We start from the raw sequence: 14781 nt of genomic DNA, 5'->3' as shown, positions 1-14781 counted from the left end.
GGCCAGAAAGAGCACGATCGCGCGCTGGCAGCTGACGGTACGGCCGGTCGCGGCGTCCACTCGGTGGTGCGGCGACGAGGGCACCTTCCTGGCGTGCTCCTTCTGGCTCGCGGACGCCCTGCACATGACGGGCCGGACCCGGGAGGCGCGCGAGCTGTTCGACCGCCTGGTGGCCCTGGCCAACGACGTGGGGCTGCTGGCCGAGGAGTACGACCCGAAGGCCGGCCGTCACCTGGGGAACTACCCGCAGGCGTTCAGCCACATCGGCCTCGTCAACACCGCCCTCACGCTGTACGGCGACGGGCAGGCAGGATAGGGGCCATGGATCTTGGACTGAAGGACCGGGTGTACGTCGTCACCGGGGCCACCCGCGGCCTCGGCAACGCCGCCGCGCGCGAGCTGGTCGCGGACGGCGCGAAGGTGGTCGTCACGGGGCGGGACGAGGAGCGTGCCGTCGAGGCGGCGCGGGCGCTGGGGCCGGACGCGGTCGGGGTGGCCGCCGACAACGCCGACCCCGAGGCGCCCGCGCGGCTGATCGCGGCCGCGCGGGAGGCGTTCGGCCGCTTCGACGGTGTGCTGGTGAGCGTGGGCGGGCCGCCGCCCGGGTTCGTCGCGGACAACACGGACGAGCAGTGGCTGACGGCGTTCGAGTCGGTGTTCCTCGGCGCGGTGCGGCTGGCGCGGGCGGCCGCCGCCGAGCTGGAGGCCGGGGGTGTCATCGGGTTCGTGCTGTCGGGGTCGGTGCACGAACCGATTCCGGGGCTGACGATCTCCAACGGGCTGCGGCCGGGGCTGGCCGGGTTCGCGAAGTCGCTCTCCGACGAGCTGGGGCCGCGCGGGATCCGGGTCGTGGGGCTGCTGCCGGCGCGGATCGACACCGACCGGGTGCGCGAGCTGGACGCGCTGTCGGCCGATCCGGAGGCGACCCGGGCCGCGAACCAGTCCCGGATCCCGCTGCGGCGGTACGGGACGCCGGAGGAGTTCGGGCGGGTGGCGGCCTTCCTGCTGTCGCCGGCCGCCTCCTACCTGACCGGCACCATGGTGCCGGTGGACGGCGGGATGCGGCACGGGTTCTGAGAGGCCGTCGGCCCGGACCGGTCCGGGCCGGCGTCAACCGACCCGTTCCGCCTTGTGCTTGTGCGTCCTGAGGCGGACCTCCGCCGGGAGCGACGGCAGCGCCGCCGAGTCCCGCGCGTGGACCAGGGACTCGTTCGTCAGGCGGTCGAGCGCCACGGCCGGGTCCACGTGCGGTTCCAGCAGGAGTCGTACGTGGGCCTCGGGGGCGTTCCTGCGGCCCGTGAGGTGGGCGCGGCTGTGGGACACGCCGTCCAGCCGGGCCGCGTCTCCGGCCAGGACGTTCTCCAGGGCACGGCCGCGCAGCAGGGCGCCCGCGCCGTCGCCGGTGTCGACGAGGACCTCGCCGAGGCGGCGCCGGCGCAGGACCGCGACCAGCCACCACAGGGCGAGCAGGACGAGCACCGCCAGCACGGCGAGGACGGTCGGCCACCACCAGCCCTCGTCCCGCCAGCGGGTGCGCTCGGCGGTGCTGAGCAGGACGTCGTGCCGGTCGTCGTGGATCCACCAGGAGGGCGGGTCCGCGCCCAGGCCGACGGCGAGCACGGCGCCGCCGACGACGAGCAGGGCGAGGCCCACGAGCCCCAGGGCCACGCGGTTGACGGTCCTGAGCATCGGCGTCATCCCTTCTTTCCGGGCCGGCGCACGTGCACGGACAGCGCGGGCGGCCGGGCGAGCCCCAGGCCGTGGACGGCGCCGCCGAGCACCTCGTGCAGTTCCTCGCGCACCTCGTCCAGGTCGCGGAAGTGGGAGACCGCCCGTACGTCGGCCCGGCGGCGCCCGGAGCGGACGTGGACCGACTGCACGCCGGCGACCTCCATGGCCCGGTCGCGCAGCACCAGTCGGACGGCGCCCCGGTGCAGTCCGGCGCGGACGTCGGGGTGGGGGCGCCGCATGGGCAGCAGGTCGCGCAGCCCGGGTGTGACGGCGAGGAGGACCAGCCACAGGCCGAGGGCCGCGGCGACGCCCGCGCCGACGAGGACCCAGGTGTCGTCCAGGGGCCGTTGGGCGAGTTGCCGTGCCAGCTCCCGGCGTACGTGCAGGGCCGGCCGGTCGGCCCGCACCGCGGCGATGTCGTACAGGAGCACGCCCGCGAGGGCGGCGAGCAGCGGCGCGACGACGGCCGCCGGGACCCGGCGGACCGACCAGAAGCGTCCGCTGCTCGGCGCGGGGGCGCCTCCGGGTGGGGGTGTGTCGTCCTCGGCCGCCTTCTCGAGGACCGGCAGTCGTCGTGTGCTGCCCTCGGAGCCCAGGGGCTCGCTCATGGCGTCCTCCCGTGTGCCACGCCGTGTTCCGCCGCCAGATGCAGGCGTTCGACCTGGACGGCGACCTCCGGCACCTCCATTCCCACCAACGCGCCTACCCTCTCGGTGACGTGACGACGCACCGCGTGGCAGCGGGGGCCGATGTCGGTCGGATAGCCGAGTTCGAGGTGGACGCGGATGTGCGCGGCGTCGTGATGGACGACCACGGTGGCGTGCGGGCGGGCGGCGTCGGCCGGCAGCGGCCCCACCGCCTCGCGCGCGGCCTGGGCCGCGACCTTCGCCACCACCCGGTCGGCGATCCGGGTGGCGCCCCGCTCCCTGGGCGGGACCGCGGCCGGGCGGGTGCCGGACGGGCCGGGTGCCTCGCTCACGGACGTCACCGGCGCCGGTCGTCACGCGTGCGGAAGAAGTCGCCGAGTTCCAGGTCCCCTTCCAGGAACCGGCCGACGAAGAACCCGACGGCGCCCAGCGCCGCCACCAGCAGGAAGGCCCCGAACCCGCCGAAGTATCCGGCGAAGCCCAGTGCCATGCCGGCGATCATGCCCACCACGGCCATGTTCACTATGCACTCCCCTCAGCGGCCCGGTCGCCCGTGGCCGGTGTGTCACTGGAGCCGGGACTCCGGCTCCTCGTCCTCTTCCTCGGGCAGCTTGACGTCGCTGACCGCGATGTTGACCTCGACCACCTCGAGGCCGGTCATCCGCTCGACGGCCGCGATGACGTTCTCGCGCACGTCCCGGGAGACCTCGGTGATGGACACGCCGTAGTCGACCACGATCTCCAGGTCGAGCGCCGTCTGCACCTCGCCCACCTCGGCCTTGACGCCGCGGCTGACGGACTTCGTGCCGCCGGGCACCCGGTCGCGCACCGCGCCGAAGGTACGGCTGATGCCGCTGCCCATCGCGTGCACGCCGACCACGTCGCGGGCCGCCAGTCCGGCGATCTTCTCCACGACGCCGTCGGCGATGGTGGTGCGTCCGCGCGATCCCGGGTCGCCGCCGCCGCGCGTCGTCGCCTTGCGGGTCGACACCGGCTCGGTGCCGCCGTCCGGGAGCCGCGTCCTGCTCTGTTGGGTCGTCTCGCTCATCGCCGTACGTCCTTTTCGGTCGTCGTCCTTCTGCCACCGTAAGCGCGGTGGGCCGTCCTCGCCCCAGGGATGCGGCAGGGTGGAGGAATGACGTCGGACGAATGGACGCGCGTGGTGCGCGAACAGCTCGGAATGGGCCGGTTGCTCCCTTTGGGCGGGCCGAGGGACGGGGCGTGGATCGCGGAGGACGCGGCGCGGGCGGTGCTGCGGCGGGCGGCGCGGGAGCTGCCCGGCGTGCGCCTGGGCGCGCTGCGGATCGCGGTGGCCGATCCCGGCGCGGTGTACGAGCCGGTGGTGCCGGCGCCGCCGAGCGCGCTGCCGCCGGGTCCGTTGCGGGTGACGGCGGAGTTCGCGGCGGCGGCCTCCGAACCGCTGCCCACGACCGCGTCCCGGCTGCGCACGGCGCTGGCGCTGGCGGCGGCGGAGCGGCTCGGGCTGGTGGTGGCCGAGGTGGACCTGCGGGTGACGGCGCTGCTCGACGGTGAGGAGGAACGGCCGGAGCCCGGGCCGGAGCCCGGGCGGCCGCCCCGGCCGGCCGGGGCGGGGCGGGAGGGCGACGAGGCGCGCGTCGCCGAGGCCGCCCTGTCGGTGCCCGGGGTGGCCACGCTGACGGCCGTGCTCGGGCGCGCGGTGCGCCTGGAGGAGCGGCGGGACGTGACGGCCGCCCTGCCGCGGCGGCACGCGTGCGTGGAGATCGCGGTGCGCGCGGACCACCGGGCGCTGGAGGTCGCCCGGGGGGTCCGCGCGGCGGTGTCGGAAGCGCTGACGGATCAGCCGACGGTGGCGGTGCTGGTGACGGCGGCGGGCTGAACGCCCGCCGCACGCACCGGCCCCGGCGGGGTCACTCTCCGAGGCCGGCCAGGTCCCGCAGGCGGCGGGCCTGGGAGGCGCGTTCGGCCGCCCGCTGCTCGTCGTACGTCCTGTCGCCGGCGCCGCGCAGCAGCGTCTTCGTCTCGACGACCGCGTCGCGCGGTGCGGCCAGGACCGCCGCGGCCAGCTCGCGGACCGTCGCGTCGAGTTCGGCGACGGGCACGGCGACGTTGGCGAGGCCGGTGGCGACCGCCTCCTCGGCGTGCACGAAGCGGCCGGTCAGGCAGATCTCGACGGCGCGGCCGTACCCCACGAGGGAGACGAGGGGGTGCGTGCCGGTGAGGTCCGGTACCAGGCCGAGGCCGGTCTCGCGCATGGCGAACTGCACGTCGTCGGCGACGACGCGCAGGTCACAGGCGAGGGCCAGCTGGAAGCCCGCGCCGATGGCGTGGCCCTGGACGGCGGCGATCGACACGAGGTCGTTGCGCCGCCACCAGGTGAAGCCCTCCTGGAACTCGGCGATGGCGGCGTCGAGTTCGGCGTCGCCACTGCGCGCGAGATCGATGAAGGACGGCTCGCCCTCGATCCCCTCGGGCGTGAACATCTGCCGGTCGAGGCCGGCGGAGAAGGACTTGCCCTCGCCGCGCAGCACGACCACGCGGACGGAGCCCGGCAGCAGCCGGCCCGCTTCGGCCAGCGCGCGCCACATCGCGGGGCTCTGCGCGTTGCGCTTGGCCGGATGGGTCAGCGTCACCGTGGCGAGCGCGTCGTCCACGGTGAGCCGTACGCCGTCCTTGTCGAGCAGGGGAACGAGTTCCTGGCCGGGCGTGGCCATGGGGCGCCTCCGATGAGTGCGGTCAGCTAGCGGTCAGCTAAGTGACTGCACAGTAACCACCCGGCCGATCGGAAGACCGACCGGGTGGCCACCATCGGAGCCGATGGGCCGCCCGGATCAGGCCGAGGCGGCCTTCTTGCCGCGTGTCGCCCCGCCACGCCCACGGAGCGTGACGCCCGACTCGCTGAGCATCCGGTGCACGAAGCCATACGAGCGGCCGGTCTCCTCGGCCAGTGCCCGAATGCTCGCACCGGAGTCGTACTTCTTCTTCAGGTCTGCCGCGAGCTTGTCGCGCGCGGCGCCGGTCACCCGGCTGCCCTTCTTCAGAGTCTCGGCCACCCGTGCCTCCTCATGGGAAGTGCGCTCTGGTCCCCTCATGATCACCCCTCCGGAGCCCGATGGCCACCCATTCGGCAAGGTCCGTGCGACAGGGTTGTGACGACAGGAGCACGTCTCCACGAATGGAATCTGCGATTCCGGTGACGGGCGTTCGTACGGCCGAACGGGTTCCTCCACGAAGTACCAGGTCAGAGACGCACGACGGCCGACCCCTGACGACAGAGGGGTCGGCCGCGAAATGGATGTAGGACACACCTCGATACGAGGAGATCTCACACAGATGAGGGATCACCGGTGGGCCGAATGATCCATACGCCGTGGATCAAGCGTTCGGTCACGCCAGGGCGACGAGGTCCGCGTAGTCGGCGCCCCACAGGTCCTCGACGCCGTCGGGCAGCAGGATGATCCGCTCGGGCTGGAGCGCCTGCACGGCGCCCTCGTCGTGGGTGACGAGGACGACGGCGCCCTTGTAGGTGCGCAGCGCGCCGAGGATCTCCTCGCGGCTGGCCGGGTCGAGGTTGTTGGTGGGCTCGTCGAGGAGCAGCACGTTGGCCGAGGAGACCACGAGGGTGGCCAGGGCCAGCCGGGTCTTCTCACCGCCGGACAGGACACCGGCCGGCTTGTCGACGTCGTCGCCGGAGAACAGGAACGAGCCGAGCACCTTGCGGACCTCGACGAGGTCCAGGTCGGGGGCCGCGGAGCGCATGTTCTCCAGGACCGAGCGCTCGGGGTCGAGCGTTTCGTGCTCCTGGGCGTAGTAGCCGAGCTTGAGCCCGTGGCCGGGGCGCACCTCGCCGGTGTCGGGCTTCTCCACGCCGCCGAGCAGGCGCAGCAGCGTGGTCTTGCCGGCGCCGTTGAGGCCGAGGATGACGACGCGGGAACCCTTGTCGATGGCCAGGTCGACGTCGGTGAAGATCTCCAGCGAGCCGTACGACTTCGACAGGCCCTCGGCCATCAGCGGGGTCTTCCCGCAGGGCGCGGGCTCCGGGAAGCGCAGCTTGGCGACCTTGTCGGAGGCCCGCACGGCCTCGAGTCCGGCGAGCAGCCGGTCGGCCCGCTTGGCCATGTTCTGGGCGGCGACCGTCTTGGTGGCCTTGGCGCGCATCTTGTCGGCCTGCGAGTGCAGGGCGGCGGCCTTCTTCTCGGCGTTCTGCCGCTCGCGCTTGCGGCGCTTCTCGTCGGCCTCGCGCTGCTGCTGGTAGAGCTTCCAGCCCATGTTGTAGACGTCGATCTGGGAGCGGTTGGCGTCCAGGTAGAACACCTTGTTGACGACCGTCTCGACCAGGTCGACGTCGTGGGAGATGACGATGAAGCCGCCGCGGTAGGTCTTGAGGTAGTCCCGCAGCCAGACGATCGAGTCGGCGTCCAGGTGGTTCGTCGGCTCGTCGAGGAGCAGGGTGTCGGCGTCGGAGAACAGGATCCGGGCCAGCTCGACCCGGCGGCGCTGACCGCCGGACAGCGTGTGCAGGGGCTGCCCGAGCACGCGGTCGGGCAGGTTGAGCGCGGCGGCGATGGTGGCGGCCTCGGCCTCGGCGGCGTACCCGCCCTTGGTGAGGAACTCCGTCTCCTGGCGCTCGTACTGCCGCATGGCCTTCTCGCGGGTGGCACCCTGGCCGTCGGCGATGCGCTGCTCGTTGTCGCGCATCTTGCGGATCAGTACGTCGAGACCGCGGGCGGAGAGGATGCGGTCGCGCGCGAGGACGTCGAGGTCTCCGGTGCGGGGGTCCTGCGGGAGGTAGCCGACCTCGCCGGACCGGGTGACCTGGCCCGCGGCGGGGATGCCCTCACCGGCGAGGACCTTCGTCAGCGTGGTCTTGCCGGCGCCGTTGCGTCCGACCAGACCGATGCGGTCGCCCTTGGCGATGCGGAAGGAGGCGTTCTCGATGAGGATGCGGGCACCGGCGCGCAGCTCGATGCCGGAGGCGGAGATCACGGACAGACTCCAGAGCGGGTGGGGGCGGGATGGGCGGCTGAGGACGTTCCCGCCGTCTAATGCGCGAGGAGAATGGCCATGAAGCCATTCTAACGGGGCCGTGCAAGCACTTTTCCTGGGTGCAGGTGTTCGATCTTCGCGCGGGTCACCTGCCCGGTCGGGCGCGCGGGCCGGATCGCGCGGGCTCCGCGCGCGGGCGGCGGGGTGGTGCGTGCAACGGCGGGACGGGCGGGTACCTGGTTGCCGACCCGCCTCCTCGGCTCCGCGCAGGCTCCGCGCGTGGGGAGGGTGTGGCGGGTGAGGATGGCGGCCGAGGGTGGCACAGACGGAGGTGGCCCGTGCAGTTCGACGACGACGCCAGGCTGGACACGTCCGAGGTGCAGGACGTGCGCGGGAGCCGGATTCCGGGCGGGCGGGCGACCGTGGGCGGCGGGATCGCCGGGCTGGTCGCGCTGCTGCTGGCGCTGTTCCTCGGGGTCGGGCCGGACCAGCTCGGGCTCTCCTCGGGCGGCGACGAGCCCGCGGCGACCTCGTCGGGGTTCGCGCAGGTGCAGCGCGACTGCCGTACCGGGCAGGACGCGAACACGCGGGACGACTGCCGGACGGTGGCGGTGGTCAACAGCGTGCAGGACTTCTGGGACGAGGAGTTCCGGCGGCGGGACGGCGCGTACACGCGCTCGCCCACCGTGTTCTTCGCCCAGCGGGTGGGGACGGCGTGCGGGACGGCGACCTCGGCGGTCGGACCGTTCTACTGCCCGGGCGACCGGAAGGTCTACCTGGACCTGGGGTTCTTCGGCGAACTGCGGTCGAAGTTCGGCGCGGGCGGCGGGCCCTTCGCGCAGGCGTACGTCGTGGCGCACGAGTACGGGCACCACGTGCAGGACCTCATGGGCACGCTGAGCCGCTCGCAGGACGGGCTGACCGGCGCCGGGAGCGCCGCGGTGGGCGTGGAGCTGCAGGCCGACTGCTACGCCGGCGTGTGGGCCCGGCACGCGACCACGACGCCGGACGAGTCGACCGGGCGGCCGCTGATCACCAGCCTCACGGCCGCGGACATCGCCGACGGGCTGGACGCAGCGGCGGCCGTGGGCGACGACCGGATCCAGGAGCGGTTCCAGGGGCGGGTGACGCCCGAGACGTGGACGCACGGGTCGGCGGCGCAGCGGCAGCAGTGGTTCGACGCGGGGTACCGGAGCGGGGACATGGCGCGGTGCGACACCTTCCGCTGACCGCGCGGTGTCCGCTCCCCGGGGCGTTGTCGGTGGGCGCTGCCAGACTGGGCCGTGAGTGGGGTTTCCGGCAGGAACGGCGCGGGGGTCGCGAGGGAGTGGTCGGCATGGCAGGCATGAGCGGTGGGCGCCCGAGCATCTACCCGACGGTGCTCTACCGGGACGCCGGGGCGGCGATCCGGCAGCTCACGGAGGCCTTCGGCTTCTCCGAGCTGTCGGTGTTCGAGGGCGAGGACGGCTCGGTGCTGCACGCCGAGCTGGTGCAGGGCAACGGCGCGGTGATGCTCGGCTCGAAGGGCCGCGGCGGTCTCTTCGACGCGGCGATGAAGGACGCCGGTCCGGCGGGGGTGTACGTCGTGGTGGACGACGTCGACGCCCACCACCGGCGGGCCGTGGAGCACGGCGCGGAGATCCTGATGCCCCCGACGGACCAGGAGTACGGCTCGCGGGACTACACGGCCCGGGACGCCGAGGGCAACATCTGGAGCTTCGGCACGTACGCGCCCGAGATACAGGGCTGACGTCCGGCGCCGGCCTCAGCCCCCGGTGTGGACCTGGAAGGCGGCCCTGCGCACGGCCTTGGCCAGCGCCGGGTCGGGGTGGGCGGCGGCGAGCGCCACCAGGACCTGCACGGTGCGCGGGTGCCCGACGGAGCGGACCTCGGCCAGCAGCGCCGGCACGGTCGGCTGGAGCGCGGACTCCAGGTGGCGCACCAGCATCGGCGCCTCGCCGTGGTCGGCGACGGCCGCGGCGGTGTCCACCCACAGCCAGGTGGCCTCCTCGCGGGTGAGCACCTCGTGGGCGTCCTCGGGGTCCACCCCGTCGTGCTCGGCCAGCCACAGCAGGGCGTACGGCCGCAGGGCGGGCTCCTCGACGACGGCGCGCACGTCGGGCTCCGCGGGGGCGCCGACGACGCGCAGCGCCTCGAAGGCGAGGCCGCGCAGCAGGGCGTCCTCGCCGCGGGCGGCGGTGAGGAGTTCACCGACGGCGCTGCCGACGGTGCGGGCGGCGAGCCAGGCGCGGTACTCGGCGCGGGCGGCGTTCGGGCGGAGCTGGGCGCAGCCGCGGAGCATCTCCTCGGCCGCGACCTCGATGTTGCCGGCGGGGCTCTGCGCGGCGACGCAGATCTGCTCCAGCTTGACCCAGACCGCCCAGTTGCCGAGCGGGGTCAGGGTGGCCTGGCCGTCGCCGCAGGTGAGCGCGCCCACCGAGGCGAGGGCGTGCAGGGCCCAGTCGAGGAGGGGGGCGAGTTCGGCGGCGCGGGCCGGTTCCGCCGGGTCGGCGTCGGCGGAGGGGCCGGGCCGGCGGGGGCTCGGGGTGTCGGCGTCCTCTGGGCCGTAGGAGACCTCGCAGCGTTCGGTGCGCAGTTCGGTGACGCGCTGGCGCAGCAGGTCGAGGAGCTGGTCCACGGGGACGGGGCCGGCGGACAGCTGGAGGAGGGAGAGCACCTGAGGCATGGCCGAGACGACCTCGGCGACGGCGCCGGGCTCCTGGCCGGCGGGTTCCGGGGTGGCCAGCGACCAGGCGTCGAAGAGGGCGACCCAGCCGCGCAGGACGGCGCTGTCGTCGCGGTTCCAGGCGCGCAGCCGCCAGCCGGGGCGGGCGCTGTCGCCGTGCACCTCGACGAGGCCTGCGAGACGGGCGGTGTCCCAGTCGGCGCGGACCTGAGCCGCGGTCAGACCCAGGTCGGCCGCCGCGCGTTCGGCGGTCGCCTCGGAGAGGGTGGCCTTGCCGTCGTCGGTGGCCGCGTCCCGGCCGGGACCGAGGGCGTTGTCGGCCCAGCGGGCGACGCGGGCCGCGGCCGCCAGGACGGAGCGCGCCATTCTGGCCAGCTCCGCCGGGGCGGGAGTGCCCTCCGGCGGGCGGGGCGCGGGGCGGCGCTGTCGCCGCTGGTTCACAGCTGAGGGGGCGGCGGCCAGGGGTCGGGGGCGGACGAGTCGAAGCCTGGAGTCGCGCGGGATACGGGACGTCACGGGTGCAGTCTTCCGGTTGACGGTCCGAAATCCCAAACGGAATGTCACGGCGGGCTACGGGACTGGCCAACGCGCGGGGTGCGGGGAGAGGGGAAGAGGCTTGTTCAGGCCAGCGGTTCGGCCTTAAACGGAACCTGTGGGACCGTTCCGGTGCGGCCCGCCGCGGCACCTCACATCAAGGGGGTCAGGAAGCGGCGCAGCACTTCCTCGTAGGCGGCCGGGTCGGGGTTCCACATGGCGGCGTGCGGGGCGTGCGGGACGGAGTGGAGGGCGACCGGGCCGGGGTGGCGGTCGGCGAAGCGGCGGGAGGCCGCCCATGGGGCCACGGTGTCCCCGGGGCCGTGGATGACCAGGGTCGGTACGGCGAGTGCGGCCGGGTCGGCGGCCCCGTCGGCGGTGCCGGCGCTCAGGCCGGCGCGGCCCTCGGCGGCGCGGACGGCCAGCGGCAGCAGCGCGCCCGGAACGTGGCGGGCGGAGGCGAGGGCCCGCAGGGTGGCCTGCCAGTCGAGGACCGGGGAGTCCAGCACGAGCCCCGAGACGAGGTTGCGGAGCCCCGAGTGCGCGGCGGCGCGCAGGGCCATGGTGGCGCCGGTGGACCAGCCGAGCAGGACGAGACGTTCGGCGCCGTAGCGGACGGCGTAGCGCATCGCCGCGTCCAGGTCGCGCCACTCGGTCTCGCCGAGGTGGTTGAGGCCGTCCGGGGGGCGGGGCGCGCCCAGGTCGCCGCGGTAGGACAGGGCGAGGACCGGGAAGCGGCGGCGGTGCAGGAAGCCGGTCAGGTTCAGGGCGTGTTCCCGGGTGGTGCCCAGGCCGTGCACGGCGATCACCCAGGTGCGGCGGGCGCCGGGGACGAACCACGCGGGCAGCGGTCCCAGCTCGCCGGGCACGTCGATGTCGGCGTGGTCGAGGCCGAGCGCGGTGCTCGGGTTGCCCACGTGCAGGTTCGGGGTGAGCCACACCGCGTCGCCCGCGTCGAGGGTGCCGTGGGTGACCCGCTCCAGACGTCGTACGACCGTGTCGGCGGAGTGCGGGGGGCTGTCCAGGACGGGGCCGACGACCGCGTGGGAGCCGTCGCCCGCGAGTCCGTAGGTGCCGGGCCGCAGGGCGGCGAGGTCGCGGGTGAGGATCACCTGGCCGTCGGCCGTGCCGTGCACGGTGAGCCGGGGTTCGGTGGGCAGGGGTCGGCCGGGTGACGCCTTCAGCGCCGCGTCGCTGGCGAGGCGGCCCGCGGCCACGCTTGCGGCGCCGGCGGCCAGGGCCGCGGCTGCGGTGACGGCGGTCGCCGTGACGGTGCGCACTCGTCCAGTGTCCTGGCCGATCCCGCCGAGGGCCAGTGGTGGAGGGGGCCGGGGGTGCGGGCGGGTGGCGGTGGCCGCACGCCCGGCGGAGCCGCGTACCGCCACGCCCCGGCCTCGGGACCGGCCGCCGAGGGTGTCGGGGTCGTGTCGGCGGTCCCGGTGCGTCGCCTCAGCGGTTCTGCCCGTAGCCCCGCAGGCGTTCCGCCACCTCCCCCAGCTGGTCGTCGGTCAGCAGGTTCGGGGTGCGGCCCGGGACGGACGAGGCCGTCAGCCACAGGTGGCACATCCACTCCAGCTGGGCCGTGCGGTCGTAGGCCTGGTCGAGGGTGGTGCCGTAGGTGAGGGTGCCGTGGTTCTGGAGGAGGCAGGCGGTGCGGTCGGTGAGGGCGTGCAGGAGGTTGCGGGCGAGTTCCTCGGTGCCGTAGGTGGCGTAGGGGGCGACGCGGACGGGGCCGCCGAGGGCGGCCGTCATGTAGTGGACGGACGGGAGTTCGGTCACGAGGGTCGAGACGGCGGTGGCGTGCACGGCGTGGGTGTGGACGACGGCGCGGGCGTCGGTGGTGCGGTGGACGGCGAGGTGCATGGGCAGTTCGCTGGTCGGGGTGAGGGTGCCGAGGACCTGCCGGCCGTCGAGGTCGACGCCGGTGACGTCGTCCGGGGTGAGGCGGTCGTAGGGGACGCCCGAGGGGGTGACCAGGACGAGTTCCCCGACGCGGACCGAGACGTTGCCGGAGGTGCCGACGACGAGCCGGTCGGCGACGGTGCGGCGGGCCGTCGCCACGAGCTGTTCCCAGGCGTGTGCGACCTCCCCGCCGCGGAGGTCGTGGGGGTCGTGGATGCCGTCGCCGGTGTCGCGTCGCTGCTCTGCCATGCCGCGATCCTGCCAGGTGACGAACGTCTCTTTCGCGGCCTTCCGGGACCCTCGGGGAAGGGGGCGCGGGACCCGGGCCCGTGCGGCGTCCGGGGTGTCACGGCGGAGCGGAACGAGTCCCGCCGATTGTGGACATCATGAAGCCCGCCCCAGTTCACCTTCCGTTCACTCAGGTTACCTACGTTCATCCAGCCAATGACCTCGAACGATTGCCTGGGTAAATGGAAAGCTTCTCGCTGATCCTCGCGATTGTGGTAATGACCGCACTCGCGTTCGATTTCACGAACGGTTTCCACGACACCGCCAACGCGATGGCCACCACCATCTCGACCGGTGCCCTCAAGCCCAAGGTCGCGGTGGCCATGTCCGCCGTTCTGAACCTTGTAGGCGCCTTCCTCTCCGTGGAGGTCGCCAACACGATCTCCAAGGGTCTCGTCGACGAGACCGGCATCCGTCCCGAGGTCATCTTCGCCGCCCTGGTCGGCGCGATCCTCTGGAACCTGCTGACCTGGCTGGTCGGACTGCCGTCCAGTTCCTCGCACGCCCTGATGGGCGGTCTGATCGGCGCCACCATCGCCTCGGCCGGCGCCGGCGCGGTCCACGGCGACGTGCTCGTCACCAAGGTCCTGATCCCGGCCATCGCCGCGCCGATCGTCGCGGGCGTCGCGGCGATGCTCGCGACCCGGCTGTCGTACTCGCTGGGCAAGAAGGCCGACGGCAAGGCCGCCGCCAAGGGCTACCGAACCGGCCAGATCGCCTCCGCCGGCCTGGTCTCGCTCGCCCACGGCACCAACGACGCGCAGAAGACGATGGGCATCATCACCCTCGCCCTGGTCGCCGGCGGCGCCGTCGCCCCCGACTCCGACCCGCCGCTGTGGGTCATCCTGTCCGCGGGCCTGGCGATCGCGCTCGGCACCTACCTCGGCGGCTGGCGCATCATCCGCACCATGGGCAAGGGCCTGACCGACCTCCAGCCGCAGCAGGGCTTCGCCGCCCAGACCAGCGCGGCCACCGTCATCCTGGCCTCCTCCCACCTCGGCTTCTCGCTCTCCACCACGCACTCGGTGTCCGGCTCGGTGATGGGTGCGGGCCTCGGTCGCAAGGGCGGCGTCGTCCGCTGGTCGACCGCCACCCGGATGTTCGTGGCCTGGGGCCTGACGCTGCCGGCCGCGGCCCTGGTCGGCGCCCTCGCCGAGTACGTGACCGGCCTCGGCGACTGGGGCACGGCGCTCGTCGCGGCGTTCCTCATCGCCTCCAGCGCGGCGATCTGGAAGATCTCGCGGCGCGAGGTCATCGACCACACGAACGTCGTCGACGCGGACGAGGAGCCGGCCGGCGTGGTCACCACCGCGATCGCCGCCGTGACCCCGCCTCCGGCGGGCACGGTCGCCGAGGACCTCACGGCCACCATCCCCGCCCCGGCGGCGGAACCGGCTCCCCCGGCCGCTCCCACCGTCACCACCGTCTGAGTCCCGCCCCCACCGGTACGAAGGAAGAAGCAGCATGAAGATCGACTGGGCGGCTCTCGGCTCCGTCTTCGGCGTCAGTCTCGTCGTCACCGTGGCCCTCGTGGCCCTCTTCACCCTCGGCATCATGGGCCTCTCCCGCCGCGAGCGGGCCGCGGCCCAGGGCGGCTCCGCCACCCTGGCCGTCACCGGCGCGTACGCCTGCTTCGCGGCGTGCGCCGGTGCGGTGGCCTACGGGATCTCGCTGATCGTCGCCTGACGGACGGCACGCACACGCGCGTGGGGCGCGGGACGGACCACCGTCCCGCGCCCCACGCGTGCGTGACGGCCGTGACCGGCGGTGACCGGTGGTGTGTGGGGTTCTGCACACTGTCCCGTCGCAGGTCAACAGCGAGTTGACGGCCGTTCCGGGCCCGTGGTGGACTGCCGGGGCCATGTACGGCGACAGAAGAGGAAGCCGGTGTGAATCCGGCGCGGTCCCGCCACTGTCACCGGGGTAGACACCCCCGGGAGCCAGGAACTCTCGTCGCCGGTCTCGTCGAACCAGGGCGTGGACACCCTGAGTGAGGACATATCGCCATGCTCGGCTGCCGTTCGAGGT

At 73.9% G+C, this 14781-nt stretch carries 18 protein-coding genes and 1 riboswitch; of the genes, 7 read left to right on the top strand and 11 right to left on the bottom strand.

Going from position 1 to position 14781, the window contains the following annotated elements; translation table 11 throughout:
* Both AB0N31_RS24370 and AB0N31_RS24365 read left to right on the top strand, forming a co-directional pair.
* A partial coding sequence (locus tag AB0N31_RS24370) for a glycoside hydrolase family 15 protein (protein ID WP_366060524.1) occupies positions 1–316 on the top strand: 316 nt, incomplete at its 5' end.
* A 5-nt stretch (positions 317–321) separates the two neighbouring features.
* Positions 322–1077, top strand: a complete 756-nt coding sequence (locus tag AB0N31_RS24365; RefSeq protein WP_366060523.1) for an SDR family oxidoreductase — start codon at positions 322–324, stop codon at positions 1075–1077.
* Positions 1078–1110: 33 nt separating this feature from the next.
* Here the strand turns inward: AB0N31_RS24365 and amaP are convergent, their stop codons facing one another.
* From amaP to AB0N31_RS24340, 5 genes are read right to left on the bottom strand one after another with little or no spacing between them, the layout of a single operon-like run.
* Positions 1111–1698, bottom strand: coding sequence for an alkaline shock response membrane anchor protein AmaP (gene amaP, locus AB0N31_RS24360; RefSeq protein WP_366060522.1), 588 nt, complete (start codon positions 1696–1698; stop codon positions 1111–1113).
* Complete coding sequence (locus tag AB0N31_RS24355) at positions 1695–2339, bottom strand: DUF6286 domain-containing protein (RefSeq protein WP_366060521.1); 645 nt, start codon at positions 2337–2339, stop codon at positions 1695–1697. Before AB0N31_RS24355 ends, amaP begins: the two co-directional genes overlap by 4 nt.
* Positions 2336–2710: a hypothetical protein gene (locus AB0N31_RS24350; protein WP_366060520.1), complete on the bottom strand. Its 375-nt coding sequence runs from the start codon at positions 2708–2710 to the stop codon at positions 2336–2338. The genes AB0N31_RS24355 and AB0N31_RS24350 overlap by 4 nt, the downstream gene beginning before the upstream one ends.
* Before the next feature lie 5 nt (positions 2711–2715).
* Positions 2716–2901 carry a hypothetical protein gene (locus AB0N31_RS24345; RefSeq protein ID WP_366060519.1) on the bottom strand — a complete coding sequence of 62 codons (186 nt, stop codon included), beginning with the start codon at positions 2899–2901 and terminating at the stop codon, positions 2716–2718.
* A 42-nt stretch (positions 2902–2943) separates the two neighbouring features.
* Positions 2944–3426: an Asp23/Gls24 family envelope stress response protein gene (locus AB0N31_RS24340; RefSeq protein WP_366060518.1), complete on the bottom strand. Its 483-nt coding sequence runs from the start codon at positions 3424–3426 to the stop codon at positions 2944–2946.
* Between the two features lie 87 nt (positions 3427–3513).
* On the opposite strand from AB0N31_RS24340, the gene AB0N31_RS24335 reads away from it, so the two are divergent.
* Positions 3514–4236: a nucleopolyhedrovirus P10 family protein gene (locus AB0N31_RS24335; RefSeq protein ID WP_366060517.1), complete on the top strand. Its 723-nt coding sequence runs from the start codon at positions 3514–3516 to the stop codon at positions 4234–4236.
* A gap of 31 nt (positions 4237–4267) precedes the next feature.
* On the opposite strand, the gene AB0N31_RS24330 is transcribed toward AB0N31_RS24335, so the two are convergent.
* The 3 genes from AB0N31_RS24330 to AB0N31_RS24320 form a co-directional block, all read right to left on the bottom strand.
* Positions 4268–5071: an enoyl-CoA hydratase/isomerase family protein gene (locus AB0N31_RS24330; protein ID WP_366060516.1), complete on the bottom strand. Its 804-nt coding sequence runs from the start codon at positions 5069–5071 to the stop codon at positions 4268–4270.
* A gap of 117 nt (positions 5072–5188) precedes the next feature.
* The gene (locus AB0N31_RS24325; protein ID WP_006123601.1) at positions 5189–5410 is read right to left on the bottom strand and encodes a helix-turn-helix domain-containing protein; all 222 of its coding nucleotides are present in this window, start codon (positions 5408–5410) and stop codon (positions 5189–5191) included.
* Between the two features lie 334 nt (positions 5411–5744).
* Positions 5745–7343 carry an ABC-F family ATP-binding cassette domain-containing protein gene (locus AB0N31_RS24320; protein WP_366060515.1) on the bottom strand — a complete coding sequence of 533 codons (1599 nt, stop codon included), beginning with the start codon at positions 7341–7343 and terminating at the stop codon, positions 5745–5747.
* A 338-nt stretch (positions 7344–7681) separates the two neighbouring features.
* Between AB0N31_RS24320 and AB0N31_RS24315 the strand changes: the two genes are divergently transcribed.
* Together AB0N31_RS24315 and AB0N31_RS24310 are read left to right on the top strand one after the other, a co-directional pair.
* Positions 7682–8572 (top strand): neutral zinc metallopeptidase, encoded by an 891-nt coding sequence (locus tag AB0N31_RS24315; RefSeq protein ID WP_366060514.1) that lies wholly within the window; start codon positions 7682–7684, stop codon positions 8570–8572.
* A 107-nt stretch (positions 8573–8679) separates the two neighbouring features.
* Complete coding sequence (locus AB0N31_RS24310) at positions 8680–9093, top strand: VOC family protein (RefSeq protein ID WP_366060513.1); 414 nt, start codon at positions 8680–8682, stop codon at positions 9091–9093.
* Between the two features lie 15 nt (positions 9094–9108).
* Here the strand turns inward: AB0N31_RS24310 and AB0N31_RS24305 are convergent, their stop codons facing one another.
* The 3 genes from AB0N31_RS24305 to AB0N31_RS24295 form a co-directional block, all read right to left on the bottom strand.
* Positions 9109–10545: a hypothetical protein gene (locus tag AB0N31_RS24305; RefSeq protein ID WP_366060512.1), complete on the bottom strand. Its 1437-nt coding sequence runs from the start codon at positions 10543–10545 to the stop codon at positions 9109–9111.
* Positions 10546–10715: 170 nt separating this feature from the next.
* Positions 10716–11843, bottom strand: coding sequence for an alpha/beta fold hydrolase (locus AB0N31_RS24300; RefSeq protein ID WP_366060511.1), 1128 nt, complete (start codon positions 11841–11843; stop codon positions 10716–10718).
* A gap of 169 nt (positions 11844–12012) precedes the next feature.
* Positions 12013–12714, bottom strand: coding sequence for a class II aldolase/adducin family protein (locus tag AB0N31_RS24295; RefSeq protein WP_366060510.1), 702 nt, complete (start codon positions 12712–12714; stop codon positions 12013–12015).
* A gap of 221 nt (positions 12715–12935) precedes the next feature.
* On the opposite strand from AB0N31_RS24295, the gene AB0N31_RS24290 reads away from it, so the two are divergent.
* Together AB0N31_RS24290 and AB0N31_RS24285 are read left to right on the top strand one after the other, a co-directional pair.
* Positions 12936–14183, top strand: a complete 1248-nt coding sequence (locus AB0N31_RS24290) for an inorganic phosphate transporter (protein ID WP_366060509.1) — start codon at positions 12936–12938, stop codon at positions 14181–14183.
* A gap of 34 nt (positions 14184–14217) precedes the next feature.
* Entirely contained in the window at positions 14218–14439 is a 222-nt protein-coding gene (locus AB0N31_RS24285) for a hypothetical protein (RefSeq protein WP_366060508.1), read from the top strand.
* 151 nt (positions 14440–14590) lie between these two features.
* Positions 14591–14723: riboswitch (cobalamin riboswitch) on the top strand.
* Positions 14724–14781 lie beyond the last annotated feature (58 nt).

The sequence above is a fragment of the Streptomyces sp. NPDC051051 genome (assembly GCF_040682975.1).
Lineage (GTDB): Bacteria > Actinomycetota > Actinomycetes > Streptomycetales > Streptomycetaceae > Streptomyces.
The sequence above is the reverse complement of the archived record's forward strand: the minus strand, read 5'-3'. Positions and strand labels throughout refer to the sequence as shown.

Excerpts from the sequence above, each read along its gene's own strand:
- AB0N31_RS24340 (WP_366060518.1), bottom strand. The coding sequence starts at position 3,426 with ATGAGCGAGACGACCCAACAGAGCAGGACGCGGCTCCCGGACGGCGGC.
- AB0N31_RS24295 (WP_366060510.1), bottom strand. The coding sequence starts at position 12,714 with ATGGCAGAGCAGCGACGCGACACCGGCGACGGCATCCACGACCCCCAC.
- amaP (WP_366060522.1), bottom strand. The coding sequence starts at position 1,698 with ATGACGCCGATGCTCAGGACCGTCAACCGCGTGGCCCTGGGGCTCGTG.
- AB0N31_RS24335 (WP_366060517.1), top strand. The coding sequence starts at position 3,514 with ATGACGTCGGACGAATGGACGCGCGTGGTGCGCGAACAGCTCGGAATG.
- AB0N31_RS24290 (WP_366060509.1), top strand. The coding sequence starts at position 12,936 with ATGGAAAGCTTCTCGCTGATCCTCGCGATTGTGGTAATGACCGCACTC.
- AB0N31_RS24310 (WP_366060513.1), top strand. The coding sequence starts at position 8,680 with ATGGCAGGCATGAGCGGTGGGCGCCCGAGCATCTACCCGACGGTGCTC.
- AB0N31_RS24355 (WP_366060521.1), bottom strand. The coding sequence starts at position 2,339 with ATGAGCGAGCCCCTGGGCTCCGAGGGCAGCACACGACGACTGCCGGTC.
- AB0N31_RS24330 (WP_366060516.1), bottom strand. The coding sequence starts at position 5,071 with ATGGCCACGCCCGGCCAGGAACTCGTTCCCCTGCTCGACAAGGACGGC.
- AB0N31_RS24285 (WP_366060508.1), top strand. The coding sequence starts at position 14,218 with ATGAAGATCGACTGGGCGGCTCTCGGCTCCGTCTTCGGCGTCAGTCTC.
- AB0N31_RS24365 (WP_366060523.1), top strand. The coding sequence starts at position 322 with ATGGATCTTGGACTGAAGGACCGGGTGTACGTCGTCACCGGGGCCACC.